Origin of the sequence: Bacillus chungangensis (genome assembly GCF_030812995.1) — a bacterium.
GTDB classification, from domain to species: domain Bacteria; phylum Bacillota; class Bacilli; order Bacillales; family Bacillaceae_C; genus Bacillus_CF; species Bacillus_CF chungangensis.
Genome location: NZ_JAUSTT010000041.1, coordinates 1 through 21,726, shown reverse-complemented (window position 1 = coordinate 21,726; position 21,726 = coordinate 1). Strand labels below are relative to the sequence as shown.

The following is a 21,726-nucleotide window of genomic DNA, read 5'->3' as shown; positions in this document are numbered from 1 at the left end:
TCTCCCCGTATACAGCCATTACTGATCATGATATTTGTGAAAAGATCGAAAAAAAACAAACGTGGGATTAACAGTTAATGATAACCTATCGTTCTCTCTGGGATTTAAATGATCGGAAAACCTATTGCATGAAGCGGAAAGAAATTAATACGAGGAATGTAAATGGAATCGCAATGCCTATCTTTATTTGGCTTAAGCATTACAACGCAAAAAAGGTTTCTTTCATCCTTCTTCTGATGAAAGAAACCACCTTCATGATTCGTTATCCAGCTAACAGCTTCGCCCGCAATTTTCCTAACATATCTACTGTCATTTTCTCTAAGTCATATTCTGCTTTAAATCCCCATTCTTCTTGAGCAGCGGTCGCATCAAGAGAATTTGGCCAGCTATCTGCAATTGCTTGTCTTACTGGGTCAACATTGTAGGAAATTGTGAATGTCGGAATATGTTTGCGAATTTCGGCAGCAATCTCTTCTGGTTCGAAGCTCATTGCCGTAATATTAAAAGCGTTGCGATGCTTTAATTTAGCAGGGTCAGCTTCCATTAATGCCACGATCGCATTTAGTGCATCTGGCATATACATCATATCCATATAAGTCCCTTTTTGAATATAAGATGTGTAGCTTCCCCGTTCAATCGCACTATAATAGATGTCCACTGCATAATCCGTCGTACCGCCGCCTGGTTCTGCTGCATATGAAATTAAACCTGGAAAACGAACACCTCGAGTATCGACGCCAAATTTCTCATAATAATAATCACAAAGCAATTCTCCAGAGACTTTGTTCACACCGTACATCGTCGTTGGACGTTGAATCGTAATCTGCGGTGTTTTATTTTTTGGTGTCGTTGGTCCGAATGCTCCTATCGAACTTGGTGTAAAGAGCTGACAATTTAGTTCACGTGCTGTTTCCAGCGCATTTACAAGCCCGCCCATATTCAGATTCCACGCTAGAAGTGGGTTGCTTTCCGCTTTTGCTGACAATAAAGCTGCAAGATGAACAATCGTATTCACTTGATATTTTTTAGCAAGTTCCATCATGCGCTTTCCGTCTGTCACATCTAATATTTCGAAAGGCCCAGATTGGACAACCTCATTTTCGCTATTGCGAATATCGGTTGCGATCACATGATCTGTTCCATATACATCATGAAGTTTCATTACCAGTTCTGTACCAATTTGTCCTAAAGCACCAGTTACTAATATTTTCTTCCTCATCAAAGTTCCCCCCTATCTCAAGTGATTTCCTCAATAGTCTTCCACCTTGGGAAACTAAATGACACCCATTTCCTTGCCAATTTTTTCATAAATACGAATAGCCTTATCAAGCATCTCCTTCGTATGAGCAGCTGTAGGCATATTTCGAACACGACCAGTTCCTCTTGGCACCGTTGGAAATACAATTGATTTTGCATAGACGCCTTCTTCATATAATCGTCTACTAAATTGTTGGGTTGTTTTTTCATCACCGATGATACATGGCGTAATTGGTGTTTCACTCTTTCCAATGTCAAATCCGAGTTCTTTCAGCCCTTTTTTCAAATAATCCCCATTCTCCCAAAGCTGTTCATTCAGGTCTGTACTTGCCATCATTAGTTCAATCGCTTTCGTTGCAGCAACTGCATCTGCTGGCGTTACAGCAGTAGAGAATAGAAATGGACGTGAACGAACTTTCAACCAGTCAATTAGCTGCTGCTTACCAGCAACATAGCCGCCAACAACACCAATTGCTTTTGATAAAGTTCCCATTTGGAAGTCAATTTTGTCTTGCAGCCCAAAGTGCTTAACTGTTCCCGCACCTTTTCCGAGTACACCAGAGCCATGCGCATCGTCAACATATGTGATCAGATCATATGTTTCGGCAATTTCTGCGATTTCTGGCAGTTTTGCAATATCGCCATCCATCGAAAATACACCATCGGTAATCACCATTACTTTATGATAGAGCCCAGATTCAGTAGCTTCTTTTGCTTTTTGCCGCAAATCATCCATATCAGAGTGGTTGAAGCGAATAATTTTTGCTTTAGAAAGACGGCAGCCGTCAATAATCGAAGCATGGTTCAGTTCATCAGATAAAATAGCATCATTTTTATCCATGACAGCGGAAATTGCTGCCATATTGCAATTAAATCCAGATTGGTAAGAGATTACTGCTTCTGTTCCCTTAAAAGCCGCCAATTTTTCTTCCAGTTCATCGTGAAGGCGCAATGTCCCATTAATCGTTCGTACTGCTCCAGCACCAACTCCCCAGCTTTTTATAGCTTCAATTGCAGCAGCTTGTAATTCGGGATTTGTTGCTAAACCTAGATAATTATTAGAAGAAAGATTAATAAGCTCCTGTCCCTTAATCTGAATCACAGGTCCGTTAGCACTTTCAAGCGAGTCGATTTCATTATATAAGCCCTTTTCTTTTAAATCTGAAAGATTCGTCTGCAAAAATTGCTCTAGTATTTTACTTGACATTTTCTTATCCCTCCATTGTTTTATTAGTATTTCTTTGTAAACGCTTAATATACAACTGTACTCACTAAATGGACAGTCAAACCTTGTTTATTGTGTATTCACTGATATTCTATCATAGATTTTTTTATTTGTTTATATAGAAAGGACAATTTACATAAAAAAGAGCAACTAAAAAGACGCTGATGCGTCTTTTTAGCTACTTGCTTACTTCCTCTTTTTTACGATGCTGTTCTATTCGAAAGTGTAAAATGGCTTCTTGCATTCTCCGTAATGCCGTATCAATTCGTTCTCTTGGGCAAGCAATATTCATTCGTAAAAAAGTACGCCCGCTTTCTCCAAACTTAAAGCCTTCGTCTAACTTCACTTTTGCTTTTTCTAGGAAAAATTCCCACAATGCGTTTCCTTCCATTCCCAATTTTTCAAAGCCAAGCCAAATAAGGTGTGTACCTTCTGGTTTATGGTAGGTTACATCTGACATATTTTGGTGCAAATAATTCTCTACATATTGAAGATTGCCTTCCAAATAACCAAGTAAATCTTCCAGCCATGCTTCTCCATCATTGTACGCTGCGATTGTAGCCTCTACTCCAAATACATTTGGTCTCATCATCCCGTATTGATAAAGCTTCTGTTCGTATTTTTCACGAAGCTCCTTATTAGGAATGAGAATAATTGATGTTTGGAGACCGGCTATATTGAATGTTTTACTAGGGGCAGCACAAATGACGCTTCTTGTCCGAAAAGCAGGGTCGATATTAAATAATGGCAAATGACGGTGGCCTTGATATACGATATCGCCATGCATTTCATCCGAAATCATCCAAACATCGTGTTTGATGCAAATATCGCCGACTTTTTTCAATTCTTCATAAGTCCAGACACGCCCGACAGGATTATGTGGACTGCAAAGAATCAGCACTTTTGCTAAAGGATCAGCAGCTTTTTTCTCTAGGTCGGCAAAATCAATCTCATAACGTCCCTCTCGATAGATCAATGTATTTTTCACGATTTCGCATTCGTTATTTTCAATACTGCTATAAAACGGGTAATAAACTGGTTCTTGAACAATCACTTTGTCTCCTGGTTTTGTAAATATTTGCAATAGAAGATTCATTCCTGGGATGATCCCCGGACTAAAAGCAATCCATTCCTTTTCGAGTCTACATTGATGGCGGCGCTGCCACCAATCAATAATCGCTGCATCATATCCTTTACAAAAAGTCGTATACCCATAGATGCCATGTGCTGCTTTTTTCTTCATTGCGTCAATAATAGCAGGTGATACTTGGAAATCCATATCTGCAATACACATTGGAATTACTTCCTCATCTGCGTATGACCATTTCACAGAGTGAGTATTTGTTCGTTCAATACAATCATTCCAATTCATTTCTTCTATCCCCTTCATATGATCATTGTCTTCTGTTATCCATCATTTTATGAAATTTATAAAGTGAAACTTCCATCAGTGGGGGTTTTCTTTCATCCCCCACACTTCTTCGATTCCTCTAATTCCTGATGCGGGGGTCTTACTACCAGTTAGATGTGGGATAAATGGGACGACATTGTATAAACATCTTAAATCGCCGCTAGAAAAAGATATATTCACCCTAGATAGATGATAAACTCCTGCATGTTCTTTCTTCTACTTTAATACAACTTTCCTGGAGATGGAACCATATACAAAAAAACAGTTATGATGCCTTAAATAATGATGTCATGAACGAATATAATTTATGCTAATTCGCTCTTGTTTGCATATACAGGTCTGCAATAAAAAACTTGCAAATCAATCAAAAGGCTCTCTTTTCCCCCCCCCTCCTTCAAGCGCAAAATTCATTTTGTTAAGGTATACTTATGATATATATTTACAGAAAATTTTTTGAAAATAAGATAAGGTTTAGACTTTCGTAAGAACAGGGGGAATGCACGTTGACGAAAAACATATCCAGCGATGAAGATGTATATTTGAAGGTAGACAGAGAAATTGGGACTATTTTTATTAATCGTCCGCATAAAAGAAATGCCCTTTCTTATCGGATGTGGGAAACATTAATTGCACTAGTTGATGACTGTGAGCAAAATCCTGATGTAAAGGTGATCATATTAAGAAGCACAACAGATACAGCATTTTCAGCAGGTTCCGATATCGCTGAGTTCCCGAAAATACGTTCAACAAAATCAGGAGCAATAAAGTATAACGACATTTCATTGAAGCTGGAAGAAAAAATAGGAAAATGTTTGAAGCCAAGTATTTCGATGATTAGAGGCTTTTGTGTTGGCGGCGGATGTGAAATAGCGGTTGCTTGTGATTTTCGCTTTTCAGATACTTCAGGTGTCTTTGGTATCACTCCAGCGAAACTAGGGTTAGTCTACAATACACCAGGCACTAAAAATTTAATCGATCTCGTTGGTCCCTCAAAAGCGAAGGATATTTTATTTTCAGGCCGGCTGCTTCCAGCAAGTGAAGCACTGGCGATTGGTTTGATCGATCGAATCATAGATGCGTCTAAATTGGAAGCAGAGACTTACGAATATGCAGAAATGTTATGTAAAAATGCGCAATTGTCTATACGGGGATCGAAACAAATTATGAATGAAATTCGAAATGGAGCAGTAAAAGATTCTGATGAGATAACAGAGTTAGTGCTCGATTCCTTTACATCAGCTGATTACCATGAAGGAGTAGCTGCCTTTTTAGAAAAAAGAAAGCCGAAATTTACGTATTCTTAAAATGTAATACATCACAGTTCCAGGGTCATCCCTACTTTTGTACAAGTGGGATGATCCTCTTTTCATTTGCATACATATAAATAAGAAGGTTTCTTTTCTTTATTGCAATATAACAATGTTAAGATCGTCCAAGGAATAATAGAACAACTTTATTAAAACTGTATGTCCAGACTCCCAAAAACTACTTTTAGTTCAACTATACTTCACTAGAGTTGTTGTTTAAATTAATGATTGAATCTACCTATTACATTGTGCTAACATTAAAAACGGATATCACAAATAAATGGTAATTTAGAAAACAGTTGCCATGCCAGTACAATCTTTTTTTAAAGGAGAGTCATTAAAGAAAAAGGATGTGAACGCATACATGTCGGACTACCTACTTGAGAAACTGAAAGACCCAGAAATTCAACAATCGCTAGACACTATCTTAGACAACTTGCCTAAACTTGCAGAGATGACTGAAATGCTCACACAAACCTATGATCTATGTCAAAATTTAACGAAGGATCGTGTATTTGTAGAGGACACAATTGGTGGAATGAAGGAGTTTATACAACCTCTTCATCAAAAAGCGAAGGAAGTAGCTTCTACTGTAATCGAAGCAAATGATCATGCAAAAAGCAGCACAAAAACGTATGGCTTACTTGCTGTTATCAAATTGCTGAATGATCCACAGATTCAAAACATCCTCCGCTTTTCTGAAGCATATTTAAAAATTGCAGAAGAAAAAAAGCAACACAGTCATCAATAAAGGATGAAAAAGGAGGAAATGGACATCTTGAAGAAGATACTCATTTTAGGCGGCGGATATGGCGGCCTTGTAAGCGCATTAACGGCTCGTAAATACCTTGATGCACAACAAGCTGAAATAACATTGATTAATCGTTGGCCGACTCATCAAATTATCACGGAATTGCATCGTTTAGCTGCAGGCAATCTTTCTGAACAGTCTGTTGGGCTTCCTTTGGATAAGTTATTAAAAGGAAAAGATATTCATTTGCAAATTTCGACTGTTGAACAAATAAAACCAAATGAAAAGCAAGTTCTCATGAAAAGCGGCAAAATATATGCTTATGATTTACTCGTTGTAGCACTTGGCAGTGAAACAGCATTCTTTGGAATACCAGGATTGGAACAAAACAGCTTTACATTAAAATCAATCGATGATGCTAATCGGATTCGTGCTCATATTCAATCGAAAATTGAATCTTACAGTTTATCAAAAGACAAATCGGATGCTACGATTGTAGTTGGCGGCGGAGGGCTGACAGGTGTCGAACTAGTTGGTGAATTAGCTGATATGATGCCAGATTGGTGCCTTCATTACGGTGTAGACATGAACGATATTTCAATATATTGTGTAGAAGCATCTCCAAATATTTTGAATGGCTTTGATCCTGAACTAATTGAAAGGGCTCAAAGCAGTTTGCAAAAGCGCGGCATTCAGTTTATTACAGGTGTACCGATTACGGAAATAAACGAAAATATCGTCCATTTAAAAGATGGCCGCTCTATTCAAACAAACACGCTCGTTTGGACAGGTGGCGTCCAAGGAAATCCGATTGTTGCAAATTCGGGAATTGAAGTAAACCGTGGACGTGCAACGATTAATGAGTTTCTTGTTTCAACCTCTCATAGCGATATTTTCTTAGCGGGAGACAGTGCCATCTACATGGATGAAAATGGACGTCCTTATCCACCATCCGCACAACTAGCTTGGCAAATGGGAGAAACGGTTGGATATAACATTTACGCGGCGTGTAAGGAACTTCCTATGAAAGCGTTTCAACCGGTATTATCCGGCAAGTTAGCAAGCCTCGGACGCAAAGATGCCATCGCAGCCATTGGGGAACGAGAGACACACTTAAAGGGGCTGCCTGCTTCTCTATTAAAAGAGGCGAGTAAAGCTAGATATCTTGCACATATTAAAGGTCTATTTGCATACGCATACTAGTACTTATTATTATTATTTTATAACTGCTCAGTTGGCTTCAATTTTTAAAATTTTACTTGAAATAAAATTTCATATCAGACAAAAAATGGTAGAAAACGAATTTTCAAGTTCGCTTTCTACCAATTAATGTTTCTATTTATTATGGAACAGTAATCGTTTCACTCTCTTGACTCTCGTTGTGTAGACGATCTAATGCAGTGACAACGTATGTGTATGTTCCTTTTGCTGCTGATTGGTCGATGTATACAACTGTATCTGCAGTTTTTCTAACTGTTGCGATTAAATTCGCTGGATCTTGAATATTGCCTTTTTTAGTGCCTGCAAAACGATAAATTGCATAATAAGCGGTATCATTTTCCGGCTGATCTTGTATCGTTAAATGCACACCATTTTGAAGCTGTTTAGCATTTGTAATAAGCGGTTGTTTTGGCGGTGTTGCATCGAGCCATGGCATTGTCGGAATTAATGCTTGTTTTTGATATAGATCATTTGTTAGGCGATCTTTTACACCAAGTGGATTGCGATTCAAGTCTTTCAAGCTAAAATGCACACTTCCATGTACATCAGCACGATTTCTAATCATTTGAATTTGCCGCGGATATTCTTCTGGGTTTGACCATGCCTTCACATCGTTATTATTTATCTTATACGCAGCTTGTCCAATATACAGGTGAATTGGTTTGTCTTTAATTTCCTGTCTCCACCAATCTAGCAATATATCAAATGCTGCTGCTTCAAAGCCTATATTCCAATAAATTTGTGGGTTGATATAGTCGATATATCCTTTTTGAATCCACTCTCTCGTATCCGCAAATAAACTATCATAGTTTGTTTGGCCAGCTTTCGTCTTTGAACCGGTTGGGTCATCGGCAATATTTCGCCAAACTCCGAACGGGCTGATGCCGAATTTAACATATGGCTTTTCTTTTTTTATTGCAGCATTGAGGTCTCTAACTAAGACATTAACGTTATTCCTTCGCCAATCTGCTTTTGATTTAAATTGGGTGCCCCCGTATTTTTTGAACGAAGCATCATCAGGAAATGCTTGTCCTTTAATGGCATATGGATAAAAGTAATCATCCATATGGACGCCATCAATATCGTATTTTTTCACTACTTCGTTAATGCTTTCGATAATGAAAGCTCTTGCTTCTGGTATACCTGGATCATAATATAGCTGGTTGCCATAACCAAGCACCCAATCAGGATGTTTCTTCGCTGGATGGTCAGCTGATAGTTTTCCTAAATCTTTATGATTCATCGTGATTCTGTATGGATTGAACCATGCATGAAATTCTAAATTGCGTTTATGTGCCTCTTCCAACATAAAAGCAAGTGGATCATAGCCAGGATCTTTACCCTGTGTACCTGTTAAATATTCGGACCATGGACCATATTCAGACGGATAAAATGCGTCAGCTGTAGGTTTGATCTGAACAATGACTGCATTCATGCCCATCGCTTTTACATCGTCTAATAGCTTGATATATTCCTGTTTTTGCTGGTTGATAGACAGACCTTTTTTAGAAGGCCAATCAATATTCGCTACTGTTGCAATCCAAGCAGCCCGAAATTCTCGCTTCGGCGATATCGTGTTTGCTTTTGCCTCATAAGGGTTGAGCGGAAATAGCCCAAACAGAAGAAGACCTACTAATGTAAATGCTGTTAATTTCTTTAGCAAATTCTCTCACACCTCTTTCTATGTATTTATTATCAAGGTTACCTTATTATGCTATGAAAGGAAATAATGTTTTTTTAAAATAAAACTTTTTATCTGTTGTCTAAAGAGATGATAAGTCTTACATCCTATACTTAGTTAAATGCCTACCGTAATAAAGAAGAATCAGGTGTCAGAATCTCCTCCACCTGATTAAAAAGCTTAAATGACATAATAGAAAACAAGAATAAGGTCTTTCCTACTCCTCAAATAGACTCTCTATTGAATTGTGGCAAATATTCTTTATGTGCCTCAAGCATTTCATCTAATACTTTCTTCGCAATCCGATCGCTGGGTACAAGCGGATTCATGCATAACGCCATCAGCGTCTTGTCATAGGAGCCAGTAACAGCAGCTTCTGCCGCTACTCTTTCAAATGATTTTATTTGTTGAACCAATCCAGCAATCGAAACAGGCAGCTCGCCAACAGCAAGCGGCTGTGGGCCCTCTTTCGTTACGATACAATTTACTTCCACTGCTGATTCCAACGGAATGCCGGTGATTGCTCCATTGTTGCGAACATTTAATGTTTGAATGTCGCCTTTACTATTATAAATAGATGACATAAGGTTGCATGCCGCATCACTATAGTAGGCTCCGCCGCGTTTTTCTAATTGTGGCGGTTTTATCGCCAAGTCTGGATCTTGGTACAGCTCAAATAGCTCAGCTTCTAATTTTTTTACAACTTCAGCTCTTGTTGTCCCACTCTTGAAAGACTCCAATTCTTCTTCTAATATTTCTTTTGTTTTGTAATAGTATCGATGGTATGGACATGGGACAACTCCTAATGCTTGAAGAAATGCCGGCTCCCAAGGAATAGGCGCGATGTTTTGCATAGAAAGCTGTTTATCTGGATCGGATAAAATGTCTATAACCTCCTCCAACACAGATTCTCCATCCACAAAAACATCCAATCCGTACACTAGATGGTTTAAGCCTGCAAATGTAATATGAAGTCTTTCTGTCTCAACTTGCAATAGGTTTGCAAGTGTCATTTTCACATTTACTGGCAAGTTGCAGACGCCGATTATTTTTTCATGTCCGCTATATCTTAACAGCGCTTCTGTTACCATTCCAGCTGGATTCGTAAAATTAATGAGCCAAGCGCGAGGGCATAATTCCCCCATTTCTTTTGCAATTTCCAATAATACAGGAATCGTACGCAAACCTTTAAATAAACCGCCGGCTCCATTCGTTTCCTGTCCAATAATCCCATACTGCAAAGGGATGCGTTCGTCTTTGATGCGAGCATCCAACAGTCCTACTCTCATTTGCGTTGTAACAAAATCTGCATCCTTTAATGCTTCTTGTCTGTTTAACGTTAAGTGTATTTCCATTGGGATTTTCGCTTTTTCAACCATTCTTTTCGCTAAGTTTCCGACAATTGCTAGCTTGTCTTTTCCATCCTCTATATCGACTAGCCATAGTTCCCGTACCGGAAATTCATCATAGCGTTTTATTAATCCTTCTACAAATTCTGGTGTATAGCTTGATCCTCCGCCTATTGTTGCAATTTTAACTCCTTGACACATGATGTACACCCTTTCTTATGTCTACTTTGTTAGAAAAATTAAGACGAAACTAACACTAAAACAAACAATGAAAGATAGGATGGTTCTTTTTCGTCTTTTCTTTCTATCCTGCACTTTTTCATCCACTACATTGATGACTATTGACATCCCAATTGTCGACGAAACAGCTGTTGCTAAATACAAACTCCATTGGCGCGGCAAACCGATCGCTATGAATGGTTTCACAAGCAGAATGACACCTGCTGCGACAATCAACATAAAGATCAATACACCTTTAAAGCTTATTCTTGGAAATATGTTCGTTTCAGTTTGCATCATTCATCTCCCCATTTAAAAATAGGAATCTACAAGACTCCTATTTTTCCTATCAATGATTCTCTTCTGCCTCCATATCAACCATTTTCTTATCATACATTTTAAAAAACGGAAAATAGATCAAGAAAGAAATCGCTATATTAACAAGAACGAGTATAATTGCTCTCCAGTCTCCACCTGTGGCCAAGTATGCTCCTATTGGTGCAGGAAGCGTCCATGGCGGATGCGCAAAAATGTGTGAAACTAAGCCAATAGACGTAGCAATATATGACAACGTCGCTGTAATGAGTGGTGTAATAACAAAAGGAATGATTAATATTGGATTTAAAACAATTGGCGTCCCGAAAATAACAGGCTCATTAATATTAAAAATACTTGGAATAATCGATGTACGGCTTAATGTTTTTAAGTAACGTGAGCGTGCAAAGAAAACCATCGCTAATACTAAGCCAAGCGTCGCACCAGAACCGCCTATCCAAATAAACCACTGATAAAAAGGCTCAGGAGCAATATGGGGAATCTTATCGGCACCACTAGCAACAGCTTCAGCGTTATTTGCGACAAATACTTCCCAAAGTGGTCTTGCAATCGTTCCAACGATTGACACACCATGAATACCAAATGACCAAAAAAATGTAATTAAAAACACTGGCAGCAGGACACCGAATAGACTATCCCCTACTTTTACAAATGGCTGTACGGCTTTGCCAACAATTTGGTGTAAATCAATTCCTGCTAAAACTGTAATGGATGAAATAATGATAATGACGATTGCGACAGGTATGAGTGCTTCAAATGAACGTGACACAGATGGCGGCACTTGCTCAGGCATTTTGATTGTTATGTTTTTAACTTTACAAAATCTTTGAATCTCAACTGCTAAAATCGATACGATCATCGCAACAAACAACCCTTGTCCACCTAAATTCGTCATAGGCAAAACAAAACCAACACCATCAACTACTTGTGGAACAATCGTTAATAGCAATGCTGCGACAGCCATTTGAGCCCCCGATAAAGGATCAAGTTTGTAGCTCCTTGCCAGATTATAGCCAACCCCAAAAGCGATATACAGAGACATTATAAACATCGTCAAACGATATGGGATTAAAATTTCACTCGCATGATCAGCAGCCCATTCCTTAATAAATGATCCTTCTGGCACTGGTGGAAACGCAAAGATTAAGAAAAATGATCCTACAATAATAAAAGGTAAAGCTGAAATCACTCCATCCCGAACAGCTTGAAGGTGGCGTTGTTCTGAAAGCCTTGCCATTGGTCCAGATAGCTTATTCTCTAAAAAGTCGACAAACTTATTCATGGTGTCATTCCCCTCCTTCTAAATTTCGGATGAAATCATGAAAGTCATCCAGTAAATTTTTTCTTTGCACCATGCTTATGCTTTATGAATTCCACATGAGTAACGGCAGTGATGTATTGTCTATCTTTCTAGCATTTACTTGACAAGCTCTTGCAGTGTCTTTAACAATGTAGGGCCGCCAAGCGGTGAGTATGCTTGAGGGGGGATAGCTCCACACGGAACCCCTGCCTCATCTGCTTCTTTTTTAACAGATTGAAATCGATGCTTCACTTGCGGGGCTACCATACAAGCGTCCCAGCCATTACTAATTTCATCGGTCACTTCGCTCGTTCCGATTGCTCGAACTTCCATCGTGATTCCCGATTTTTCCGCCTCTTTTTTCAATGCATTTACTACGATGGCACTTGACATGCCTCCAGAACAAACAAATAAAACTTTCATTGCATTACCTCCCCAATTTTGTCATTGTCGGGTGGAATTCCACCCAATAGATCCTTCGCTTATAGCGAATGCACTGCCAGTTAATGTGGAATCAATAACACATTTATATTATGATTTGATAAGCTTAGTACCGATGATCTTAAGTACTCTCCGAATAGAGATCGTTTTTAATGACTCGCTAACTGCATCGGGCAGCGATTATTTCTATGTTTTTGCCAAATGTAAGTGTTTCCACTTCACTTTGATTATAGGTGATAATGAAATTAAATTCCATACTTTTATAATTTATTTTAAAATATTGTTTCATTTTTTGATGAATGATATGATATATCTAAAAATAAGGAGGTAAGAAGCAGATGACAGAAATAAACATAGAACAGGAAATATTCACCATTATTTCACATGGCGGCAATGCAAGGAGTCTTGCCTATGAAGCAATTGATTTTGCCAACCAAAATGAGTTTAAAAAAGCGGATGAATCAATGGTAGAAGCACAGCAAGAATTAAACAAAGCCCATCAAACACAAACGAAATTGATTCAAGCAGAAATCAATGGCGTTGTCGTCGAAAAGTCGCTACTGATGATTCATGCTCAAGACCACTTAATGACAGCAGTAAGCGAGTTATCATTAATTGAGCAGATGATAAAATTAATTAAGAAAATAGATCAACTTTCTAAATAAGGCTAAACACATCAAACATTTTAGTTTCTGATGCGGCCAATTTAAGTATATGAACAACATACTAAAAAGGAGCTTTGTCCAATGAAAAGATTAGGTATTTCCATTTATCCAAACCATTCAACAGTGGAAAAAGATAAAGAATATATAAAGACAGCTCACGATCATGGTTTTCAGCGCGTATTTACTTGTTTATTATCTGTTGACGGCAATAAAGATCAAATTATTTCTGACTTTAAAGAAACAATTGCATTTGCAAATCAACTTGGGATGGAAGTGATCGCTGATATTAGTCCAAGAGTGTTCAAAGATTTAAATATTTCTTATGATGATCTATCTTTTTTTGCTAGTTTAGGAGCATACGGCATTCGTTTAGATATGGGATATACCGGACATGAAGAATCAGTGATGACGTATAACCCGTACAATTTGAAGATCGAATTAAATATGAGTAACGCGACAAAATATATTGATAATATTATGACGTACCAGCCAAACAAAAATAATCTACTGGGCTGTCATAATTTTTATCCACACCGCTATGCTGGCTTATCATACCCTTTTTTTCTTGATTGCAGCAAAAAATTTAAAGATCTTGGCATTCGAACAGCAGCATTTGTCTCTTCAAACGATGCCACTTTTGGACCTTGGCCGATCGTAGAAGGTTTGCCAACTTTAGAGATGCATAGAGACATGCCTATCGATGTTCAAGCGAAACATTTATTTGCCACTAATTTAATAGATGATGTTCTCATTGGAAATACGTACGCATCTCTTAAAGAATTAAAAGCATTAAGCAATATGAATAAAGAAATGCTTACTTTTTCGATAGCGCTTTCTGATGGCATTTCGCCATTAGAAAAGAAAATTGTGTTAGAAGAATTCCATTTTTATCGAGGCGATGTTTCCGATTATATGATTCGCTCTACCCAAAGTCGTGTAAAATACCGGGGAGAAACATTCCGTCCATTTCATTGCCGGGATATAAAACGGGGAGATATTTTAATTGAAAATGACTTATATGGCCAATATGCCGGCGAGCTGCAAATTGCTTTAAAAGATATGAAAAACTCTGGGAAAACAAATGTCGTTGGCAGGATAAGAGAAGAAGAAATATTCCTTATTGATTATATCAAGCCTTGGGGCAAATTTGCTTTTCAACTAGCATAGGGGGCTTATGAAATGAAATATGTGATTGGAATTGATGCTGGCGGAACAAAGACAAAAGCGGTTGTGCTAAATAATGCTAAAGATATTCTATTCGAAGCAGATGCGGGTTATGGCAATCCTGTCATCGATTTTGAGATCGCTTTCAACCATTTGCAAAAAGTGATAAAGGAATGTTTGCATTCGCCTTTTGGAGAACGATGCAAGTGCATTGTTGCTGGCATTGCAGGGATTGAAGCTAGTCAACATCGGCAAATGATGAAAAACGAACTAGAGAAAATCTTTCAAATCCCTGTTATATTAATGAATGATGCACAATTGGCGTTTTATGCAGCTCTTCATCGTCAAGATGGTGTATTGACCATTTCCGGAACAGGCTCTGTTTCGATTGGAAAAAAAGGCGATCACCTCACCTATGCTGGAGGTTGGGGACACTTGTTAGGTGATGAAGGCAGCGCTTACGATATTGCTATCAAAGCTTGTAAGCAAATAACATATGAAGCAGATACAGGCAGCCCTTATTCGCCTCTATCAACCGCTTTAATGGAGAAGCTGCAAATACAGGAAGCCGAGCAATTAAAAAATTACATCTATCACTCTCCTAAATCGGATATTGCTTCTTTGTCATATGTTGTGGATGTATTAGCTAACCAAGGTGATGAACAATCGCTGTCTTTATTGAAAACAGCCGGTGAAGATTTGGCAAATCAAACGATCATGCTCATTCACAAGCTGCAACTTGCAAAACCATATTTAATCGGCTATAAGGGAAGCATGCTAGAAAAAAATGAACATGTTCAACGCTCATTTATTACCACACTCAAAGAAAAACTTGAAGACATGATCATTATCCAAGAAGCTGATGCTCCTGCAATCGGAGCTGTCTTTGTCGCACAGGAAAAAGACTGCTTTTAACGAGAACATGTAGGCTATGCTGGCGGTTCTCCCCTATCTCTCAAAAAAGACTATTTTTTGAATCGTGAAACGCAGCTTATCAAGAAAGGAATGAAAATAATGGATAAAATGATTGTCGGTTTGATGTCAGGTACGTCACTAGACGGCATCGATGCTGCACTCGTAAAAATAAGCGGCCATGGCTTTAACACTCGCGTCACATTGCAGCATTTTATTTCTGTCCCCTTTTCAAATAAGTTGAAAGAAGAATTGTTGGATGTAATGGATGTTGAGAGATCAAATGTTGCGAAGATTTGTAGTATGAATGTTAAACTAGGTGCACTTTTTGCTGAAACAGTTATGGAATTGTGTGAAGAAGCTGCATATCCGATTGAAAAGATAGATGCTATTGGCAGCCATGGGCAGACGATCTATCATATTCCAAAAACGATTAATCATTATATCCCATCCACTTTGCAAATTGGTGAACCAGCTATTATTGCATATGAAACAAATACGACCGTTATCTCTAACTTTCGTGCGATGGATATTGCTGCCGGAGGTGAAGGAGCGCCCCTCGTTCCCTATACTGAATACTTACTCTACAAAGACATTCATAAAGGACGTGCTTTACAAAATATCGGCGGAATCGGAAATGTGACGGTAATTCCTAAAAACAGTGAACTGAACGATGTTTTTGCTTTTGATACAGGGCCGGGAAACATGATTATCGATGAGCTTTGCAAGCAGCTAAAAGGAGTAGCCTTCGATAAAAATGGCCATTGGGCATCGCAAGGGCGTGTCCACAAAAATCTTGCTGCCGAATGGATGGAGATGGCATATTTTAAACGGCAGCCGCCGAAATCAACGGGGAGAGAATTATTTGGCAGAGAATTTACGAGAAAAATCTTACAAGAAAACCGTATTTCTGCTAATGATTTCATTGCGACCGCAACTTATTTTACCGCTGCATCGATTGCTGATGCTTATAAACGGTTTGTTTTTCCTGCTGTTCATATAGATGAAATCATCGTCGCTGGCGGAGGAAGCTATAATACCACACTGATGAACATGCTAAAGAGCCTCCTTCCTGGCAAAACCGTGTTAACACAAGAAGATATTGGGCTTTCTTCTGAAGCGAAAGAAGCGATTGCATTTGCTATTCTTGCCAATGAAACGCTTCATCAACATCCGGGAAATGTCATGCAAGCGACAGGTGCAAGAGAGTCGGTAATCCTTGGCCAAATCACGCTTCCGCCTAACGGTGATCCCAAAATCATGATAAAGTGAAACTTCCATTAGTGGGGGTTCCTTTCATCCCCCACTACTAAGAATAGAACAAAGGCTAAGGGACAAGCGTCTTGGTCCGAACCAATTGGACATTTGGCTTTCAGTTTATCCCGCCCCATCTAGGCTTCCAAGAAACGCGCACAGTATGATTCTACTTAGCATATTAACACTTTATGAGAATATGATACTGAATGAAATTACCTTTTTCTTTCGTACCTTTTACCTTCGAGGACGGTGAAACAATGAAAAAATGGATTACGTTTGATTTAGATGGAACCTTCATGCAAAATCCTTTTATTGATCATGTTTTTGTAGAAATTGAAAAGACGATTCTTGCTCATTGCGAAACTTGTCATGCTGTCACAGCCGCATTATTTGCTGAACATGAAAAACGTATGAAGATGAAAAACATTGCAGCTGCTTACAATTGGGATGATATCGTTCACCATTATCTATCAGCAAACAACATTGCATGCAGCATCGATGTGGAAGCATTGGTGCAAAAGCATAGTAAACAGCCAAAAGTCTATTTATTAGAAAATAATATATTAGAAACTTTAGATCAACTAGTCTTTAATGGATTTTCCCTTGCTGTCATTACAAATGGGTTTAAAAAGTATCAATTGCCCGTTATGGATGAGCTTGGCTTAACTGGTTATTTTAAAAAAATCGTCACACCTGAAAAAATGGGAGTTGGCAAACCAGACCCGAGGATGTTTGCTCCTTTTAAGGGCAATATATTCGCACATGTTGGTGATAGACTTGATCATGATGTGCAAGCAGCTAATTTGTATGGCACAACCTCTATTCTTATTTATCGACGTTTGCCAAAACAGTTGCGAGAAAAAAGCATCAAAGAAAGAAACAATGATCCTCTTGTGAACAATATTTATTTTGAAAAATGGAAAAAGGAAACGAAAACAGATTCCTTTCCCCCTTCCCATGCAATTCCCGACATATTGATTACTTCAATAAATGAGATGTTACAAGTTGTGAAAAATGAATAAAGCTATCCTTCGCTTCAAGTATAGCTTGTCTTTGTCTGGCAGTATTTCTTTATTGTCGCGGATAGTACACACCAAAATTGGCTTAAAACTCACTCGTTTCGGTTTATAAATTACTAAATTTGGTTCATACTCGCCTGCTCACTTCCGTTCACCACTTGATCAAGTTAGCTGAATCCAATGAAACCAGACGGGGCTGTCTCAAAAGTCATTTTCGTGACTTTGAGACAGCCCCATGCAGATGATCTTTCAATCTCATTATCTCTTCTCATTTAGGTTTCGATCTGCTTATTTTTTCTCCAATCGATTCTACGGCAACTCTTGTTTCGTCTAAATAAGTGATTAAATCATCATACTGTTGCGAGGCCACACACATAAATAAAATGTCGATTACATGCAATTGCCCTAATCGAGATGAAGTTGCACCACTTCTAAATGCGGCTTCCTTTGTGGCTGATGTAAACAAATGGATATCTGCGTATTCTGTCACCAATGAAGAGCCATACTTCGTAAGGCTAATTGTCGTTGCGCCTTTACTCTTTGCCAACTTCAATATTTTCACTACCTCGACTGTGTTCCCTGAAAAAGAGATGCCGAAGACGACATCTTCTTCGCTGGCGTTTGCAACGACAGTAGCTGCCATATGTATATCAGCAAAAGCAGTGGCTGTCTTATTAATCCTTAAAAATTTTTGCTGTGCATCCTGTGCAATAATACTAGAAGCTCCAACACCGAAAAAATGGATATTTTTTGTTTTCATTAACGCTTCCACTGCTTTTGATAGTTCTATTGTGCTTAGTATCTCTGATGTTTCTTGGAGTGTTTGTATACTATTATTGGTGAGTTTTTCAATAACTGAAACTTGTGTTTCCTGCGGTTCAATATCTCGAAAGCCTGTTGCTTGATTTTTATGTAAATCACCAGCAATTCTTAGTTTTAATTCTTGAAATCCATTTAAATTTAATGATTTGCACAAACGGATGACAGCAGCACTACTTGTAGAGCTGCGTTTACCAAGTTCACTAGCTGTTAATCTAACGGATTCTTGTGGGTGTTCAAGTATATAGGAGGCGATTTTTCTCTCTGATGGCGGCAACTTTGGAAGCATTTGTGAAAGCATGACTAACCCACCTGTTGTGGAGGCCATAAATGTTCAATCCTTTCCATTTACTTTTTTAACTAGCAGTTCTAAACAACTTTGGAAAAAATACACTTCCTTTCAAACAAATTATTTACCAAACCAATGAATAAGTGGGTAACTTGCTTCTCGCCTCACGAAGGTTGAGATTCTTAACGTCTTTGTTTTTGTATCCACAACACGAACAAAGTTGGGAACTAGCAAATATTTTAGATACCGCAATGACTTGTTTACCATACCATTTTGCTTTGTACTCAAGCATAGTTCTAAACTGTGACCAAGATACTTCACTGATTGCTTTTGCTAACTTGTGGTTCTTTAGCATATTGGATACTTGCAAATCTTCAATACCTATTACATCGTGGTTTTCCTGTTTCTTTGTATATATCGTTCCATTGTGCTAGAAAATGATTGAACACAAAACGTGAACAGCCAATTGTTTTAGCAATTAGTGTTTTTTGTTCTTCATTTGGGTAGATACGAAACTTATATGCTTTATTGACCAACATTGCTTTCACCTCACTTCATGCCTTGATTTTCAATATATTTTTTGACTACGTTGATGGGAGAATCACCAGTAGTTAGTAAGCAGAAACTTCTTGACCAGAACATTTCTTTCCAAAGTTTTTCGCGAACTGCAGGAAAGTCACGTTTTATCAATCGAGAACTAGCACTTTTGTATGCGTTGATGAACTTTGATAATGCTGTATTAGGATGTGCTTTGAATAGGATATGGACATGGTCTTTATCATGATTCCATTCGACTAGTGAGATATTGTATTTCTCACCTAATTTTACAAACATACCCTTAGCATAGTCAGATACTTCGTCATCAAAGACTTCTCTACGATATTTCACAACTAACACAAGGTGATAATACATCAAGAATACTGAATGGTTATTGCTATCTAATTTCATTATATAATCAGCCCTTATCTTATATAAGACTGATTATATCATTAAAGAATGAAGTGGGAAACAAAAACCTTTAGGCTTACGCCTTACCGACATTCATCTCCCACCTATCTTTGGGCTTCGCCCTTTACACAATTGAGGAGGCAGTCTTCTGTCGGAAAACGATAAAAAGAACATCCCATTCACGTTAATGCAAAGATCTTCTCGCTTGTTACGGCGATCACAGCATAAACAATAGTAACGTTTTTCTCAGAGTTACATTTGAAACAGATCAAAGTATACCATTATTACATAGCATGCCACCTAATATTTCAGGTGTTGCTTTTCCATCCTTCTTTTTCTTTCTGCTTGGATTCATTGATTGAAAGATATGTCCAGCCTTTTTCGCCTCACGTTGCAGCTCCGTAGTAAGTTCTAATACTTCTTGTATTTCTGCCAAATAATATCATAGCGCCTAGATGGGATGATCCCGTATTAGCTGTTTCATTTCTGGTGTTGCTTGTTTCCCCTGAAAGCCAAATACCATCAACTGTCCAACTTTTTTTGCTGCAGCATTTCTATTCAAAGCAATCCTCCTTAATGGTGATTATGAAAAATAAGCACGAATAAGATTATGCAGCCGAGGTCGCAATCGCAGAATGGCATCGGTGTTTTTCATGTGTACCCTGTTTGTCAGCAAGATAATGTGCAGCTTTATTTCCGGATCAAACCAAATACTCGTTCCTGTAAATCCTGTATGTCCGTAAGAACTGCCTGAAAATAAATCACCGCAGGATGAAATATCAGCATCATTTTTGATGATCCAGCCTATTCCTCTATATTCAGTATCAAAGGCAGTGAAGTTTTCCCTCGAAAGTGCGATAGCCGCTTTCGATATCATACGCTTCCCTTGATAGATGCCATCATTTTCAATCATCTCTGCATATGCAGCTAAGTCCTTTATCGTTGAGAAAAGTCCGGCATGACCGCTTATTCCTCCTAACACTTCAGCGTTATCATCATGCACAATTCCTTGCTTGTATGTTTCATGTTTTTCGCTATATGCTGTCGCTGCATAGCGAGTTTTTACAAATGTAGGGTTGAAGCTTGTTTCATGCATTCCCAGTGGTGCAAATATTTTCTCTTTTACAAAAGCAGCAAATGATATATTCGCAACGAGTTCTACGATGCTCGAGAGTAAGATAAAATTAAGATCACTATAAATCACTTTTTCACCAATTTGATGTTGCAGCGGTTCTTGGCATATTTTTTCTATTATTTCCGTCTTTGATAAAGTTTCAAGATAAAATGGACGATGTGCAGCTAAACCAGAAGTGTGTGTTAATAAGTGCCGCAGTCTCACTTCTTCTTTCCCATTAACAGCAAAGGCAGGGAGAAAGAAAGCAACACGATCATCAAGGCGCACCTCTCCATTATCAATCAATGTTAAAATAGCTGGCAAAGCTGCAACAACCTTTGTTAATGACGCTAAATCAAATATTGTATCTAATTGCATCGGAAATTTTTCAGGATAAACGACTCGATTACCAATCGCTTCTTGGACAATCGTTTCACCTTGATAGAATACATGTATAACAGCTCCAGGAATGTGCTCCGCTTCTATTTCTTTTTCCAGAAAATCTAAAACACTATTTTTTATCAATGCAGCATCATCCTCTCTTTGTTTTACGAACAAAACGATCATCATATATTGATTTGATTCTTATCATAGGATTCCTCCTTTGCTCGGTTTACCATTTTATAAGCAGTCCATTCACTCTCATGCAAACAAGCCTTTCAAAATCGGTTAAACTCTTTGCTGTGAATGTATGTCTTAAAGGTCTTTACTATACTTACAATGTGTATTCTACAGGATGCAGCTCAATATTTATGAGAATGGCATCATTGCTTATCACTCATGTTATCCTATCCCCTAGACCTCTTTTCTTATTTTCCCAATCCTTTGTTTAAACCAGTTAGTTGTTTTCTAATACGTATCTTTGAGCTGTGATAGACTTTGAAAAAACAGGAATAAGTCGATTTGAAATTTTCTTTCAATCGACTTATTCGTGATTATTATTTTGATCATAGAGTAGAGTAACCTCTTTCGAGGTTACTCCCTCATCAAACCGTACGTGCCCTACTAAGGCATACGGCTTACCCATGTGTTACTTGTTAT

21 protein-coding genes and 1 pseudogene are annotated in these 21,726 nt (G+C 38.2%); 8 read left to right on the top strand and 14 right to left on the bottom strand.

Features of this window, described 5'->3' with window-relative positions; all coding sequences use genetic code 11:
• Positions 1-262 precede the first annotated feature (262 nt).
• The 3 genes from J2S08_RS21100 to J2S08_RS21090 form a co-directional block, all read right to left on the bottom strand.
• A complete protein-coding gene (locus J2S08_RS21100; RefSeq protein ID WP_307233103.1) occupies positions 263-1,219 on the bottom strand; it encodes an L-threonine 3-dehydrogenase in 957 nt (318 codons plus the stop codon).
• 54 nt (positions 1,220-1,273) lie between these two features.
• Positions 1,274-2,464, bottom strand: coding sequence for a glycine C-acetyltransferase (locus tag J2S08_RS21095; protein WP_307233101.1), 1,191 nt, complete (start codon positions 2,462-2,464; stop codon positions 1,274-1,276).
• A gap of 196 nt (positions 2,465-2,660) precedes the next feature.
• Positions 2,661-3,854, bottom strand: coding sequence for a MalY/PatB family protein (locus tag J2S08_RS21090; RefSeq protein ID WP_307233099.1), 1,194 nt, complete (start codon positions 3,852-3,854; stop codon positions 2,661-2,663).
• 542 nt (positions 3,855-4,396) lie between these two features.
• Here J2S08_RS21090 and J2S08_RS21085 point away from each other — a divergent pair.
• From J2S08_RS21085 to J2S08_RS21075, 3 genes are all read left to right on the top strand, one after another.
• On the top strand, positions 4,397-5,197 hold the full coding sequence (locus J2S08_RS21085; protein ID WP_307233097.1) for an enoyl-CoA hydratase-related protein: 801 nt from the start codon (positions 4,397-4,399) through the stop codon (positions 5,195-5,197).
• 367 nt (positions 5,198-5,564) lie between these two features.
• Complete coding sequence (locus tag J2S08_RS21080; RefSeq protein WP_307233095.1) at positions 5,565-5,951, top strand: DUF1641 domain-containing protein; 387 nt, start codon at positions 5,565-5,567, stop codon at positions 5,949-5,951.
• A 24-nt stretch (positions 5,952-5,975) separates the two neighbouring features.
• On the top strand, positions 5,976-7,154 hold the full coding sequence (locus J2S08_RS21075) for an NAD(P)/FAD-dependent oxidoreductase (RefSeq protein WP_307233122.1): 1,179 nt from the start codon (positions 5,976-5,978) through the stop codon (positions 7,152-7,154).
• A 139-nt stretch (positions 7,155-7,293) separates the two neighbouring features.
• Here J2S08_RS21075 and J2S08_RS21070 read toward each other — a convergent pair whose 3' ends face one another.
• The 5 genes from J2S08_RS21070 to J2S08_RS21050 all read right to left on the bottom strand — a co-directional run bounded on the left by J2S08_RS21070 (position 7,294) and on the right by J2S08_RS21050 (position 12,480).
• Positions 7,294-8,835, bottom strand: a complete 1,542-nt coding sequence (locus J2S08_RS21070; RefSeq protein WP_307233093.1) for a glycoside hydrolase family 10 protein — start codon at positions 8,833-8,835, stop codon at positions 7,294-7,296.
• Between the two features lie 242 nt (positions 8,836-9,077).
• Positions 9,078-10,403: a 6-phospho-beta-glucosidase gene (locus J2S08_RS21065; protein ID WP_307233091.1), complete on the bottom strand. Its 1,326-nt coding sequence runs from the start codon at positions 10,401-10,403 to the stop codon at positions 9,078-9,080.
• Between the two features lie 21 nt (positions 10,404-10,424).
• Positions 10,425-10,718, bottom strand: a complete 294-nt coding sequence (locus J2S08_RS21060) for a hypothetical protein (protein ID WP_307233090.1) — start codon at positions 10,716-10,718, stop codon at positions 10,425-10,427.
• 52 nt (positions 10,719-10,770) lie between these two features.
• Entirely contained in the window at positions 10,771-12,039 is a 1,269-nt protein-coding gene (locus tag J2S08_RS21055) for a PTS sugar transporter subunit IIC (protein ID WP_307233088.1), read from the bottom strand.
• A gap of 135 nt (positions 12,040-12,174) precedes the next feature.
• Positions 12,175-12,480 (bottom strand): PTS sugar transporter subunit IIB, encoded by a 306-nt coding sequence (locus tag J2S08_RS21050; RefSeq protein ID WP_307233086.1) that lies wholly within the window; start codon positions 12,478-12,480, stop codon positions 12,175-12,177.
• Positions 12,481-12,836: 356 nt separating this feature from the next.
• Here J2S08_RS21050 and J2S08_RS21045 point away from each other — a divergent pair, with 356 nt between their 5' ends.
• The 5 genes from J2S08_RS21045 (at position 12,837) to J2S08_RS21025 (ending at position 17,518) form a co-directional block, all read left to right on the top strand.
• Positions 12,837-13,163 carry a PTS lactose/cellobiose transporter subunit IIA gene (locus J2S08_RS21045; RefSeq protein WP_307233084.1) on the top strand — a complete coding sequence of 109 codons (327 nt, stop codon included), beginning with the start codon at positions 12,837-12,839 and terminating at the stop codon, positions 13,161-13,163.
• An 81-nt stretch (positions 13,164-13,244) separates the two neighbouring features.
• The gene (locus tag J2S08_RS21040; RefSeq protein WP_307233082.1) at positions 13,245-14,330 is read left to right on the top strand and encodes a DUF871 domain-containing protein; all 1,086 of its coding nucleotides are present in this window, start codon (positions 13,245-13,247) and stop codon (positions 14,328-14,330) included.
• 12 nt (positions 14,331-14,342) lie between these two features.
• Positions 14,343-15,242 carry a BadF/BadG/BcrA/BcrD ATPase family protein gene (locus J2S08_RS21035; protein WP_307233081.1) on the top strand — a complete coding sequence of 300 codons (900 nt, stop codon included), beginning with the start codon at positions 14,343-14,345 and terminating at the stop codon, positions 15,240-15,242.
• Between the two features lie 99 nt (positions 15,243-15,341).
• The gene (anmK, locus tag J2S08_RS21030; RefSeq protein WP_307233079.1) at positions 15,342-16,511 is read left to right on the top strand and encodes an anhydro-N-acetylmuramic acid kinase AnmK; all 1,170 of its coding nucleotides are present in this window, start codon (positions 15,342-15,344) and stop codon (positions 16,509-16,511) included.
• A gap of 242 nt (positions 16,512-16,753) precedes the next feature.
• Entirely contained in the window at positions 16,754-17,518 is a 765-nt protein-coding gene (locus tag J2S08_RS21025; RefSeq protein ID WP_307233077.1) for an HAD family hydrolase, read from the top strand.
• A 265-nt stretch (positions 17,519-17,783) separates the two neighbouring features.
• On the opposite strand, the gene J2S08_RS21020 is transcribed toward J2S08_RS21025, so the two are convergent.
• The 6 genes and pseudogenes from J2S08_RS21020 to J2S08_RS20995 form a co-directional block, all read right to left on the bottom strand.
• Positions 17,784-18,635 (bottom strand): MurR/RpiR family transcriptional regulator, encoded by an 852-nt coding sequence (locus tag J2S08_RS21020; protein WP_307233075.1) that lies wholly within the window; start codon positions 18,633-18,635, stop codon positions 17,784-17,786.
• Between the two features lie 151 nt (positions 18,636-18,786).
• Positions 18,787-19,026 (bottom strand): annotated as a pseudogene (locus J2S08_RS21015) (zinc ribbon domain-containing protein); the annotation flags it as partial.
• Positions 18,998-19,162 (bottom strand): helix-turn-helix domain-containing protein, encoded by a 165-nt coding sequence (locus J2S08_RS21010; protein WP_307233073.1) that lies wholly within the window; start codon positions 19,160-19,162, stop codon positions 18,998-19,000. The pseudogene J2S08_RS21015 and the gene J2S08_RS21010, both read right to left, overlap by 29 nt.
• A gap of 10 nt (positions 19,163-19,172) precedes the next feature.
• Positions 19,173-19,571 carry an IS200/IS605 family transposase gene (gene tnpA, locus J2S08_RS21005; protein ID WP_307233071.1) on the bottom strand — a complete coding sequence of 133 codons (399 nt, stop codon included), beginning with the start codon at positions 19,569-19,571 and terminating at the stop codon, positions 19,173-19,175.
• A gap of 268 nt (positions 19,572-19,839) precedes the next feature.
• Positions 19,840-20,007 (bottom strand): hypothetical protein, encoded by a 168-nt coding sequence (locus J2S08_RS21000; protein WP_307233069.1) that lies wholly within the window; start codon positions 20,005-20,007, stop codon positions 19,840-19,842.
• Between the two features lie 147 nt (positions 20,008-20,154).
• A complete protein-coding gene (locus J2S08_RS20995; RefSeq protein ID WP_307233068.1) occupies positions 20,155-21,210 on the bottom strand; it encodes a serine hydrolase domain-containing protein in 1,056 nt (351 codons plus the stop codon).
• Positions 21,211-21,726: the final 516 nt, after the last annotated feature.